Consider the following 12517-nt stretch of genomic DNA (forward strand, 5'->3'; position numbering starts at 1 on the left):
GATCGGATGCTCCTGCCTTTGGCCATCACGACCGCCCTGCAGGGCAACTTCTCTAACTTACCACTTCTTCGGTTCTTGTCAAGTCGAACCAGGAGCTGATCTGAGTGGACCGGAGTCTGTCTGATCCTCACCGCTTCGATGACCCGAGAGCTGGGAAGTTCCAACCTAGTCTTGAAGTGAGACGGTCTCAAGTGTGAGTTTGACTCACGTGGAGATGCTCGGCTTTTGGCTGGGTATCAGTCCCACTTGAGGCCGGGAAGCTCTTCCGCTTCCCGCACCTTTGGGGTGACGAGTGATTACTTTACGCAGAGCGCCAGGGGCTGGCAAATCATCACTGCATCCCGGGCGTGTCGCCCGGATCCACGCGCTTCAGTCGCGATCGGCGTCACCGATGCCGAGGACGGCCACCGCGTCGGAACCGGCCGCGACGACCGTCGCGACGGCGAGTGGGCTTCCGCCCCAGGCGGTGAACGAATACTCGTCTCCGGCGGAGTCGACCGACCAACCGCGCTCGCCCGTGGTCGCGTCTATCCCGACGAGCGTGTCGTCCAGCGTGAGCAGGAGGGTCCGGTCGCTGTACCCGACGAGGCTGCCCTCGGCGTCCTGCTCCTCGTATCGGATCTCGCCGTCTCGAGCGCCGACCCCGGTGTATCCGCCTTCGCCGTCACCGAGCATGATCGTGTCGCCCACGGTGTAGGCGCCGTCCCAGGTGCTCGTCAGTCCGCTGCGCCACTCGACCTCGCCGGATCGCGGGTCGAGGCGGCGGACCCGCTCCCCCGACTGGTCGGCGACGACCAACAGCCCGCTCGCGTCGAGCACCACCGGCAGCGCCCCGGTCGCCTTCCAGCGCTCGGCGCCGGTGCGGTCGTCCACCCCACGGATCGTGGTGTCGTTGCCGGAGTAGTCGATCGCGACGAGATCGCCGCCCACCTGCTGGTAGTACCAGGAGAGGTCACCCTGCCAATCGATGGTCGATCCGTCGTCGAGCGAGTACACCGCACCGTCGTAGAAGAGCTTGTCGCCCGCGGTGGTCGCCCGCTCGCCGGCGTCACCGCTGACCTCCCAGACCGGGTCGGTCAGGTCCGTCGACCGATAGCGGCCGACCGTCCCGGTGCCGTCGGCCGTGGTCGAGGAGATGAGCAGGTCGCCCTCGAGCCCCGGGACGAACGCCGCCGGCGCGGCGAAGTCGGCGAAGCCGATCCCCTCGACACTCGAGTGCTCTTGCGACGTGGAGACCACGTGCCCGTCGCGACGGCTCACGGCGACCATGAGGTCACCCTGGCTGAGCACGATCGCGGCCGCATCCGGTGGGGAGACGACCACCGGTGCGTCGAAGCGGTCGAACTCCGGAGAGAGCTCGGTGACGCGACGGTCCCAGAGCGTGTGGCCGTTCGCCGTGTTCACCAGGGAGACCACCGTCTCGCCCGGAGCGTCGTCGAGGGTCGTCTGATCCAGTGGCCGGTCGGTCGACCACACGAGCAGCGCGGTGTTGGGGCTCGCGGTGTACCCGTTCAGGTAGAGCTCGTCGCCCGCGGGCACCTCGTCATCCAGCGGATGCGTGAGTTCCCACGTTCCGACGGCCGGCTTCGTCGGGAGGTCGCGGAGGAGCGCGAGCCCCTCGACGCGGTGGGGAACGGCTGCGACCACGATGAGCACGACCGCGACGATCGCAGCGACCACGGCGAGTGCGAGTCCGCCGAGGAGGAACCATCGTCGGCGCGAGGGGGTCCGCTTGACCGTGGTGGGCAACGAATCAGGGTGCCAGAGGGCGCGGCGCGCGGTCGGTTCCTCCCGTGCCTCCCCCGCGGCGGTTGCCGAGGCCGGTTCGGCCGCAGCGACTGTCGCCGGGTGCGGAGTCGACGCCTGCGCCGGCGCCGGGTCGGTGGATTCGGGATCCGGGACCGGTGTCGGCACCGCGCTCGGCGCGATCGACGTCGCGGTACCGGGGTTCGTGGGCTCAGTCGTGTCGACGTCCGGCGACGGCAGTCGATCGGCTTCCGCTGCTGGGGCACCGGTCTCGACGTGGGGTGCATCGGTCTCGACGAGGTCGCCGTCATCGGCCGTCGTCGGCTGATCGTCCGTCGACTCCGACTCGAGCTCGTCCGTCGACTCGTCCAATGACTCCTGCTCCGGCACGGCCGCCGTCTCCACCGTCGACAGCTCGCCCGTGCGCAGCGGCAGCATGGCCCCACAACTCGGGCACACACCGTCGCGACGGTCGACGATCTCGGTTCCGCACGCCTCGCAGAGCTGCACTCGGAGCATCCCCTTCAGGTTCGATGACGACGACGATGCCGTCGTCGGCGGATCAGGCGGGAGCGCCGTCGAGGGACAGCCCGGCGAGGGTGCGCTTGCCGCGGCGCAGCACGGCCACCCCGCCCGTGAGGAACCGGTCGTCCAGGGTCGCGTCGACGTCGTCGATCTTGCGGTTGTTCACCGAAACCCCTCCCTGGGCGACCGCGCGTCGAGCCTCACCGAGGCTTGCACACAGCTCCGTGTCGACGAGCGCCTGGATGACGAGCGTCTCCGCGGCCACCCGCGCATTCGGCAACTCCGTGACGGCTGACCGCAGCGTGTCCGCGTCGAGCGCCTCCAGATCCCCCTGCCCGAAGAGCGCGGCCGACGCGGCGATGGCCGCATCGGTCGCGGCCTCCCCGTGGACGAGCGCGGTGACGGCGTAGGCGAGGGTCTTCTGCGCCTCTCGCTTGAACGGTTCCGACTCGGTCGCGGCCGCCAGTCGCTCGATCTCCACCCGATCGAGGAACGTGAAGACCTTCAGCCGGGCGATGACGTCCGCATCGTCGGTGTTGACCCAGAACTGGTAGAACGCGTACGGACTCGTCATGCTCGGGTCGAGCCAGATCGCGTTGCCTTCGCTCTTCCCGAACTTCGTGCCGTCCGAGTTCGTGATCAGCGGGGTCCCGATCGCGTGGACGGTGGCCCGCTCGACCCGGTGGATGAGGTCGGTGCCGCTCGTGAGGTTGCCCCACTGGTCGCTCCCGCCGGTCTGCAGGACGCAGCCGTACTCGCGGTACAGCTCGAGGTAGTCCATCCCCTGGAGGATCTGGTAGCTGAACTCGGTGTAGCTGATCCCCGCCTCCGAGTTCAGGCGGGCACTGACCGCGTCCTTCTTCAGCATCGTGCCGACGCGGTAGTGCTTGCCGATCTCCCGCAGGAAGTCGATCGCCGAGAGCGGTGCGGTCCAATCGAGGTTGTTGACCATGCGCGCGGCGTTCTCGCCCTCGAAACTGAGGAAGCGTTCGATCTGTGCGCGGAGGGACTGCACCCACTCGGCGACGGTGTCCGGCGTGTTCAGTGTGCGCTCGGCGGTCGGTCGTGGGTCGCCGATGAGGCCGGTCGAACCGCCGACGAGCCCGAGCGGGCGGTGTCCGGCCAGCTGCAGCCGACGCATGACGAGCAGCTGGACCAGGTTGCCCAGGTGGAGGCTCGCCGCCGTCGGGTCGAACCCGCAGTAGTAGGTGATCGGCGTTCCACCGAGCAGACGCTTCAGCTCCTGCTGATCCGTCGACACGTGGACGAGCCCGCGCCAGACGAGTTCGTCCCAGACGTCGTCGAAGGTCGGATCGTTGCGCTGGTCAGGAAGAGCGAGGTTCGACACGCTTGCAAGGCTATCAGCGCGGCATCGGCTGCTGAGTCGGGCGCATCGGCACCGGCGCGATCACGGCGATCGTGACACGTGCAGGAATTCCTATCATTTGTCGGAGTTGTGGAAATACCTGCATGTTGTGGATAGGGTGATCGAGCCGACCACCGCCGAGAGGAGAGCCGTGTACGTGCTGACCGTCGATCAGATCGCGAGCCGGACCGGCCCTGATCGCGCCGCCGGTGTCATCGAGTCGATCAACGATCGGTTCCCGGAGAGCCTGCTCCTCCAGGCCGAGCGCACGGCGGGCGACGAGTTCCAGCTCGCCACCGAGGACACCGAGGTCGCGCTCGGCATCGCACTCCACCTCCTCCGAGATCGCGGCTGGAGCGTGGGCATCGGACAAGGCGACGTCCGACGTCCGCTCCCCGACTCGACCCGAGCTGCGACCGGTCAGGCCTTCTACGCCGCGCGGGAGGCCGTCACGCGGGCCAAGCGCGCGCCCTTCCGGTTCGCGCTCGAGGCGGCCGACCAGCAGGGCGGCGCCGACGTCGAGGCGCTCATCGTGCTCCTCCTCCACCTCCGCGACCGGAGGACCGCCGGCGGATGGGAGGTCGCCGACCTGCTCGCGGCCGGCGTGACCCAGTCCGAGGCAGCGGCACGACTCGGCATCACCGAGAGTTCGGTCAGTCGCCGGGTCGCGGCCGCCGGAGTCCGAGCCGAAGCCGCCGCGATCACCGCGCTCATCCGCCTCCTGGCGAAGCTCGACCAGGACGCCTCCGTGCACCACCCCGACGACCGAAAGGACGAGCGATGAACCTCGTCACACTCACGCCCATCACCTGGCCGACCGTCATCGGCTTCCTCGGAAGCGCGCTCGTCTTCCTCCTGCTGGCCCGGGTGTTGAGCGCGCGTCTCGCGGATCGTCTCATGGTCGTGGCGGCTGCCCTCATGGTGATCGGGGCCCTCCTGGTCGCGCTCGTCCCCTCGGTCCCACCGACCGGTCCGGCACTCGTGCTCCTCGGCGTCTTCACCCTCGCTGTCGCGGTCGCCGGCGGTGGTCCGGTCGCCTCCTTCGTCCTCGCCCTCGCGACGAAGGGCAGCGTCGCCCCCGGGATCCACGGCGGCATCCTCGTGGAGCACCGGAACCCGAGCGCGTCACAGGTCGTCGGACGTCCCATCGAGGTGCTGCGCGGCGGGACCGCGATCGGGATCCTCGAACGGCTCGCCCTCGTCGCCGCGTTGTTCTCCGGCTATCCGGAGGCGATCGCGGTCATCGTCGCGGTGAAGGGTGTCGGACGCTTCACCGAACTCGACTCGGCCGAGGCGCGCGAGCGGTTCATCATCGGCTCGCTCGCCAGCCTCCTCTGGGCGGCCGGGGTGGCGTCGATCCTGCTGCTCGCGCGAGGCTGAGTCGGCGGGTCAGTCCATCGCCCGGGGCGACCGGCGGTAGGGCGAGACGGTCGTCTCCCCCGGCAGCACGAACCGCCACGGGTAGGCGGCTCCCCCACCGACCCCGCTGACGCCCGTCCGCGGACCGGTCGCCGAGGCGAGCGGGCGCTCGGGCAGGAGCACGTCGAAGGGCGGCTCGGCGAGGTCGTCACCCGACTGGTCGAGCGCGATCCCGAGCGCCACGGTGAGCCGCGCCGGTCCTCTGGCCAGGTCGCGATCCGGCACCCGTTCACCGCGTCGCAGCCGCGCGAGCTCCAGCCCCGCGACGACCTCGCCGGCACGCAGGAGGACGGCCGACGCCGTGCCGACCGGTGAACACACGACGTTGATGCAGACGTGCATGCCGTAGCTGAAGTACGCGTACAGATGCCCGGGCGGACCGAACATCGGACTCGTGCGCGGGGTCGGACCACGGTGCGCATGGGATCCGGGATCCTCGCCGACCCCGAGATAGGCCTCGACCTCCGTGAGGCGGACCGACACGGTGCCCTCGGGCGTCGTGTGGGACAGCACCGCTCCGAGCAGCGCGGGCGCGACCTCGAGGGCCGATCCCGAGGTCAGCGCCCGCAGCGGACCGGCCGTCGTCATCGGACCCCGCCCCGTCTAGAGCGAGAGGGCCTGCGACAGCGCGCCCACCCGCCCGACGAGTGTCGTGAGCTGGTCCTGGACCCGCTCCGGAGCCGTCCCGCCGGCGCCGAGTCGGCTGCCGATCGAGCCGTCGACGGTCAAGACGCTCCGCACGGCCGGTGTGAGATGCTCCGAGACACCCGCCAGTGCGGCGTCGTCCGGTTCGTCGAGTGCCAGCCCGCGCTCCTCGCAGTACCGCACGAGCTCGCCGCTGATCTCGTGAGCGTCGCGGAAGGCCACACCCTGCTTGACGAGCCACTCGGCGACGTCCGTCGCGAGGGAGAACCCCTCCGGTGCGAGCTCGCGCAGCCGTGCCGTGTCGAAGCGGAGCGTCGCCACCATCCCGGTGAACGCCGGCAGCAACACCTCGAGCTGGTTCACGGAGTCGAACACCGGCTCCTTGTCCTCCTGCAGGTCGCGGTTGTACGCGAGCGGCAGCGCCTTCAGCGTCGCCAGCAACCCGGTCAGGTTCCCGATGAGTCGCCCGGACTTCCCGCGGGCGAGCTCGGCGATGTCGGGGTTCTTCTTCTGCGGCATGATGCTCGAGCCGGTCGAGTAGGCGTCGTCGAGGGTCACGAACCCGAACTCGCGGGTGTTCCAGACGATGATCTCCTCGGCGAACCGGGACAGGTTGATCCCGATGAGCGAGGTGATGAACGCGAACTCGGCGACCACGTCGCGGCTGGCGGTGGCGTCGATCGAGTTCTCGGTCGGCCGGTCGAGCCCGAGCTCGTGCGCGACGAGCACCGGGTCGAGCCCGAGGGAACTGCCTGCGAGCGCTCCGGAACCGTACGGCGAGGCGCTCGCCCGGGCGAGCCAGTCGCGGAGCCGTTCCAGGTCGCGGGTGAGCGGCCAGGCGTGCGCGAGCAGCTGGTGGGCGAGCAGCACCGGCTGGGCGTGCTGCAGGTGCGTGCGGCCGGGCATCACCGCGTCGGGGTGTGCTTCGGCCTGGGAGACGATCGCGTCGATCAGGTGGATGACGTCTCGGGCGATCACCCGTCCGTGATCGATGAGGTAGAGCCGCACGAGCGTCGCGATCTGGTCGTTCCGGCTTCGTCCGGCGCGCAGCTTCCCACCGAGTTCCTTGCCGGCCCGTTCGACGAGCCCGCGTTCCAGCGCCGAGTGGACGTCCTCATCGCTCTCCGCCGCGACGAACGTCCCGTCGGCCACGTCGGCGTCCAGGACGTCGAGGGCGGCGAGCATCCCGCGGAGTTCGTCCTCGTCGAGGTACCCCGCCGACGCGAGCGCTTTGGCGTGGGCACGGGAGCCCGCGATGTCGTATGCGGCGAGGACCCAGTCGAACTGGGTGGACTTGCTCAGACGCGCGAGTTCCGGCGACGGGCCGCTCGCGAAGCGTCCACCCCAGAGTGCCCCGGATTCGCCTGCTCGGTTCTGCTGATCTGCCACGATGGGCCTCCTGTACTGCTGGCGTCCGGAGTACTCCGGACTGGTCGGTCGGCCGCAGCCGGGGAAGGGTCAGGCCGCGGAGCCGGCGTGCTGCTGCTCGAGCAGCCACACCAGCAGGGCCTTCTGCGCGTGGAGGCGGTTCTCCGCCTCGTCCCAGATGATGCTCTGCGCTCCGTCGATGACCTCGGCCTCGACCTCGAAGCCGCGATCGGCGGGCAGGCAGTGCATGAAGACGGCGTCGGACGCGGCGAGCCCCATGAGCCTGCGGTCCACGCGGTAGCCGCCGAAGATGGCGACGCGTTGCGCCTTCTCGTCCTCCTTGCCCATCGACACCCAGGTGTCGGTGATCATCACGTCGGCACCCGCCGCCGCCGTGTCGGGGTCGGTGGTCACGAGCACGGAGCCGCCCGTCGTCGCGGCGATGCGCTCCGCGTCGGCGACGACGTCCGCAGCCGGAGCGAACTCGGCCGGTGCGGCGATGCGGACGTGCATCCCCGCCGTCGCGCCGGCCAACAGGTAGGAGTGGGCCATGTTGCTCGCTCCGTCACCGAAGAACGACATCGTCAGACCGGCGAGCTCGCCCTTGTGCTCGCGGATCGTGAGGAGGTCGGCGAGCAGCTGGCACGGGTGGAAGTCGTCGGACAGCGCGTTGACGACGGGCACGGTCGTCCCGGCCGAGATCTCCTCGAGACCGGACTGGGCGTAGGTCCGCCAGACGATCGCGGCGACCTGACGTTCGAGGACGCGAGCGGTGTCGGCGGCCGTCTCCTTGCCGCCGAGCTGACTGTTCGCCGTCGAGATGATGAGCGGTGATCCGCCGAGGTCGGCGATCCCCACGGCGAAGGAGACGCGTGTCCGCGTCGAGGACTTGTCGAAGATGACCGCGACGGTCTGCGGGCCTTCGAGCGGCTTGCGCGACCAGCGGTCGCGCTTCAGTTCAGTGGCGAGGTCGAGGATCTCGGACTGCTCGGCCGGGCTGAGGTCGTCGTCGCGGAGGAAGTGACGGGTCATGTCTGGTGGTCCTGTTCGTGTGGGTCGATGGCCGGTCAGGCCTGGACGGCGTCGAGCGCCGCGCGGAAGAGGGAGGTGAACTCGTCGATCTCGGCGTCGCCGATGATGAGCGGCGGCGCGATCCGGATGCTCGTCGCGTTGGGGGCGTTGATGATGAGCCCTCGCTCGAACGCAGCGGTCGACAGCTCCGCGGCCACCGGGGCGCTCAAGCCGATGCCGATGAGCAGCCCGTGTCCGCGGACCTCCTCGACGAGCGGGGAACCGATCGCGGTGATGACGGCCCGCAACTGCTCACCGCGCGCGGCGGCGTTCTGCACCAGCCCGGCGCGCTCGATCTCCTCGAGCACCGCGTTCGCCGTCGCGGTCGCGAGCGGGTTGCCGCCGAAGGTGCTGCCGTGCTGGCCGGGGCCGAACAGCTCGGAGGCGGCGCCGAAGGTGACGAGGGCGCCGATCGGCATGCCGCCGCCGATCCCCTTGGCGACGGTGATCGCGTCCGGTACGATGCCGTCCCGCTGGAACGCGAACCACTCCCCCGTCCGTCCGGCCCCGGTCTGGATCTCGTCGATGATGAGCAGCACGCCGTGCGCCTCGGTGAGGGCCCTGGCACGGGCGAGGTAGCCCTCCGGCAGGTCGATGACGCCGGCTTCACCCTTGATCGGTTCGAGGATCAGCGCGGCGACCCGGTCGTCGATCGCCGCCTCGAGCGCCTCGATCGTGGTCGGGATGTGCTCGACGCCACCCGGGAGCGGGTGGAACCCCTCCTGCAACGCGGGCTTGCCGGTCAGGGCGAGGGCACCGAAGGTCCGCCCGTGGAAGGAGTTCTCCAGGGTGAGGACCCGTGTCCGCGATCCGTCGCCGTGGTTGAGCCGGGCGAGCTTGAACGCCGCCTCGTTCGCCTCTGCACCGGAGTTCGCGAAGTACACCCGGCCGCCCTCGTCCGCTCCGGCGAGACGCTTCAGTCGGGCCGCGAGCTCGAGCTGCGGCGGACTCGAGAAGTAGTTGGAGACGTGCGCGAGCGTGCTCGCCTGTCGCGTGATCGCCGCGACGAACGCGGGGTGTGCGTGTCCCAGCGCGTTCACCGCGATGCCCGCGAGGAAGTCGAGGTAGCGGTTGCCCTCGGCGTCCCAGACGTGGCATCCCTCACCGCGGGTCAGCATGGCGATCGGCGTGTTGAACGTGCGCATCATGTCGCGTTCGACGCGGCTCTTCCAGTCGCTCATGAGTCCTCCGGGACGACCTCGGTGCCTGAGCCGTTCTGGGTGAACACCTCGAGCAGGATGGAGTGGGGTACGCGGCCGTCGATGATGGCGGCCTTGGCGACCCCGCCGTCGACGGCGTCGAGGCAGGCGGTCATCTTCGGGATCATGCCCGATTCGAGCGAGGGCAGCATGGCTCGGAGCTCGCTCGTCGTGATCTGCGAGACGAGCGAGTCGCGGTTCGGCCAGTCGCTGTACAGCCCGGCGACATCGGTCAGGATGACGAGCTTCGCGGCGCCGAGGGCGACGGCGAGCGCCGCGGCGGCCGCATCGGCGTTCACGTTGAGCGTCTGGCCCGGTTGGTCGAGGTCGGGGGCGATCGAGGAGACCACCGGGATGTTGCCGGCGTCGAGGTAGGCCTGCACCGAGGTGGGGTCGACGCTGACGACGTCGCCGACGAGCCCGATGTCCACGGTCTCGCCGTCGACGACGATCGAGCGACGACGTCCGCCGAACAGGCCCGCGTCCTCGCCGGACAGTCCTGCGGCGAGCGGGCCGTGTTCGTTGATCCGCCCCACGAGCTCGGGGTTGACCTGACCGGTGAGGACCATGCGGACGACCTCCATGGCCTCGGGCGTCGTGACCCGGTACCCGCCGCGGAACTCGTTGTGGATGTCGAGCCGCTCGAGCATCGCCGAGATCTGCGGGCCGCCACCATGGACGACGACGGGCTTCAGCCCCGCGTAGCGCAGATAGACCATGTCCTCGGCGAACGCCTGCGCGAGCTCCTCGCTCACCATCGCGTTGCCACCGAACTTCACGACGATCGTCTGGTCGCGGAAGGTCTTCAGCCAGGGAAGCGACTCGATGAGGGTGGCGGCCTTGATCGCCGCCTCCTCGGGAGAGTTGTCTCGATACTGGGTCATCATCAGCTCGCGTAGGCGCTGTTCTCGTGCACGTAATCGTGCGTGAGGTCGTTCGTCCAGATGGTGGCTCCCGTGTCACCGGCGTGGAGGTCGATGAGCACGTGCACGGCGCGCGGCGCGAGGTCGACGAGGTCGCGCGACTGATCCGGCTCGCCGGCCGTGCACACCTGGACGCCGTTCATTGCCACGTCGATCCCGTACGGGTCGAACTCGGCGCCCGTGGTCCCGACGGCCGCGAGCACCCGGCCCCAGTTCGGGTCGTTGCCGAAGATGGCCGCCTTGAAGAGGTTGCTGCGGGAGACCGCACGGGCGACCTCGACCGCGTCGTCCTCGGACACCGCGCCGACGACCTCGATCGCGACGTCGTGGGCCGCACCCTCGGCATCGGCCTGCAACTGCAGGGTGAGATCGCGACACACCTCCGTCAGCGCCTCGGTGAAGGCGGACAGCTCCGGGGTGACACCGCTGGCGCCGGAGGCGAGCAGTGAGACCGTGTCGTTGGTGGACATGCAGCCGTCGGAGTCGAGGCGGTCGAAGGTGACACGGGTCGCGCTGCGGAGCGCCTGGTCGAGCTGTGCCGGCTCGAGCACGGCGTCGGTCGTGATGACGACGAGCATCGTCGCGAGCCCGGGGGCGAGCATGCCGGCACCCTTCGCCATGCCGCCGACGGTCCAGCCGTCCGCGCTCCGCACGGCCTGCTTCGGCTTCGTGTCGGTCGTCATGATCGCGGTCGCCGCGGCGAGCCCGGCCGATTCGCTCGCGCCATCCTCGTCGGCGACGGCGCGGGTGGCGTCCCACACGCCCGCGGTCAGCTTGTCGAGGTCGAGCTGTTCGCCGATGAGCCCCGTGGAGCAGACGAGGACGTCGCCGGCCGAGATCGCGAGTCGCTCGGCGACGGCCTCCGCGGTCGCGTGGGTCGTCTGGAAACCGCGCGTCCCCGTGTAGCAGTTCGCGCCGCCGGAGTTCAGGACGATCGCCGAGACGATGCCGTCCTGCATGACCTGCTCGCTCCAGAGGATCGGGTTGGCCTTGCACCGGTTGCTCGTGAACACCGTCGCCGCGTGCTGCAACGGACCGACGTTCTGGACCACCGCGAGGTCGAGGCCCCCGGAGGTCTTGAGGCCGCAGGCGACGCCCGCCGCGAGGAACCCTGCTGCTGCTGTCACACTCACGGTGCCACTCCATTCACACTCAAGCCGGTCGTCTCGGAAAGCCCGAGCGCGATGTTCGCCGATTGGATCGCCGCGCCGGCGGTCCCCTTCACGAGGTTGTCGACGGCGGTCACGACGACGACCCGTCCCACCGTCTCGTCGACGGCGAGTCCGATCAGCGCGGTGTTGGCGCCGAGGACGTCGGCCGTCCGCGGGAACGAGCCCTCGGGCAGCACCTGGACGAACGGTTCGTCGGCGTAGGCCGTCTCCCAGGCCTCGCGGACCGCTGCCGCCGTGGTGCCCGGGACGATGCGTGCCGTCGAGGTGGCCAGGATGCCACGCGACATCGGGACGATGACCGGGGTGAAGGAGATGGACGCGCGATCGGCACCGGCCGCCCGGAGGCTCTGCGTGATCTCGGGGATGTGCCGGTGGGTACCGCCCACGGCGTACGGGTTGGCCGTGCCGAGCACCTCGCTCGCGAGCAGGTTGACCTTCAGGCTCTTCCCCGCGCCGGACGGCCCGACGGCGAGCACGGAGACGAGGTCGAGCGGCTCGATCACCCCCGCGGCGATGCCGGGCGCGAGGGACAGGGCGACGGTGCTCGCGTTGCACCCGGGAGCGGCGATCCGCTTGGCGCCCACGAGCGCGTCGCGCCCCCGACCGGTGGCGGTCTGCAGCTCCGGGACGCCGTACGCCCATGCGCCGAAGTAGTCGCCGCCGTAGAAGGCGTCCCAGTCGGCTTCGTCGACGAGCCGGTGGTCGGCTCCGCAGTCGACGACGAGGGTCTCCGGCGGAAGCGACGCCGTGACCTCGCCCGACTTGCCGTGCGGCAGGGCGAGGAAGACGACGTCGTGTCCCGCGAGCACCTCCGGCGTCGTCGCCTCGAGGACGAGATGCCGGAGCGATCGGAGGTGTGGCTGGTGGTCGACGAGCGGTTGACCGGCGTTCGCGTGCGCGGTCACCGTCCTGACGTCGAAGTCGGGGTGGTCGGCGAGCAGCCGAAGCAGCTCGCCTCCTGCGTAGCCGGATGCTCCGGCCACCGCTACAGAGAAGGACATGGCTCTACCTTATTGAGTGGACGCTCGAGGGGCGGAGGCGGCGACTCCTGGACGACTGCACGGTCACCTGGACCGTGCGAGC

General features: G+C 69.9%; 11 protein-coding genes. 2 read left to right on the forward strand and 9 right to left on the reverse strand.

Going from position 1 to position 12517, the window contains the following annotated elements:
- Window positions 1–369 precede the first annotated feature (369 nt).
- Together QRN19_RS04795 and tyrS are read right to left on the reverse strand one after the other, a co-directional pair.
- Complete coding sequence (locus tag QRN19_RS04795; RefSeq protein ID WP_285025576.1) at window positions 370–2265, reverse strand: outer membrane protein assembly factor BamB family protein; 1896 nt, start codon at window positions 2263–2265, stop codon at window positions 370–372.
- 43 nt (window positions 2266–2308) lie between these two features.
- Complete coding sequence (gene tyrS / locus QRN19_RS04800; RefSeq protein WP_285025578.1) at window positions 2309–3619, reverse strand: tyrosine--tRNA ligase; 1311 nt, start codon at window positions 3617–3619, stop codon at window positions 2309–2311.
- A 169-nt stretch (window positions 3620–3788) separates the two neighbouring features.
- On the opposite strand from tyrS, the gene QRN19_RS04805 reads away from it, so the two are divergent.
- Together QRN19_RS04805 and QRN19_RS04810 are read left to right on the forward strand one after the other, a co-directional pair.
- Window positions 3789–4421: a DNA-binding protein gene (locus tag QRN19_RS04805; protein WP_285025580.1), complete on the forward strand. Its 633-nt coding sequence runs from the start codon at window positions 3789–3791 to the stop codon at window positions 4419–4421.
- Window positions 4418–5017: a hypothetical protein gene (locus tag QRN19_RS04810; protein WP_285025582.1), complete on the forward strand. Its 600-nt coding sequence runs from the start codon at window positions 4418–4420 to the stop codon at window positions 5015–5017. Before QRN19_RS04805 ends, QRN19_RS04810 begins: the two co-directional genes overlap by 4 nt.
- Before the next feature lie 9 nt (window positions 5018–5026).
- Here QRN19_RS04810 and QRN19_RS04815 read toward each other — a convergent pair whose 3' ends face one another.
- The 7 genes from QRN19_RS04815 to argC all read right to left on the reverse strand — a co-directional run bounded on the left by QRN19_RS04815 (window position 5027) and on the right by argC (window position 12435).
- Window positions 5027–5644, reverse strand: a complete 618-nt coding sequence (locus QRN19_RS04815) for a DNA-3-methyladenine glycosylase (RefSeq protein WP_285025584.1) — start codon at window positions 5642–5644, stop codon at window positions 5027–5029.
- Between the two features lie 15 nt (window positions 5645–5659).
- The gene (gene argH, locus QRN19_RS04820) at window positions 5660–7090 is read right to left on the reverse strand and encodes an argininosuccinate lyase (RefSeq protein WP_285025585.1); all 1431 of its coding nucleotides are present in this window, start codon (window positions 7088–7090) and stop codon (window positions 5660–5662) included.
- 69 nt (window positions 7091–7159) lie between these two features.
- On the reverse strand, window positions 7160–8101 hold the full coding sequence (argF, locus tag QRN19_RS04825; protein ID WP_285025587.1) for an ornithine carbamoyltransferase: 942 nt from the start codon (window positions 8099–8101) through the stop codon (window positions 7160–7162).
- Window positions 8102–8136: 35 nt separating this feature from the next.
- On the reverse strand, window positions 8137–9321 hold the full coding sequence (locus QRN19_RS04830) for an acetylornithine transaminase (protein ID WP_285025589.1): 1185 nt from the start codon (window positions 9319–9321) through the stop codon (window positions 8137–8139).
- Window positions 9318–10223, reverse strand: coding sequence for an acetylglutamate kinase (gene argB, locus QRN19_RS04835; RefSeq protein WP_285025591.1), 906 nt, complete (start codon window positions 10221–10223; stop codon window positions 9318–9320). Before argB ends, QRN19_RS04830 begins: the two co-directional genes overlap by 4 nt.
- Before the next feature lie 2 nt (window positions 10224–10225).
- A complete protein-coding gene (gene argJ, locus QRN19_RS04840) occupies window positions 10226–11395 on the reverse strand; it encodes a bifunctional glutamate N-acetyltransferase/amino-acid acetyltransferase ArgJ (protein ID WP_285025592.1) in 1170 nt (389 codons plus the stop codon).
- A complete protein-coding gene (argC, locus tag QRN19_RS04845) occupies window positions 11392–12435 on the reverse strand; it encodes an N-acetyl-gamma-glutamyl-phosphate reductase (RefSeq protein WP_285025595.1) in 1044 nt (347 codons plus the stop codon). The genes argJ and argC overlap by 4 nt, the downstream gene beginning before the upstream one ends.
- Window positions 12436–12517 lie beyond the last annotated feature (82 nt).

Source organism: Plantibacter sp. ME-Dv--P-122b (genome assembly GCF_030209375.1).
Lineage (GTDB): Bacteria > Actinomycetota > Actinomycetes > Actinomycetales > Microbacteriaceae > Plantibacter.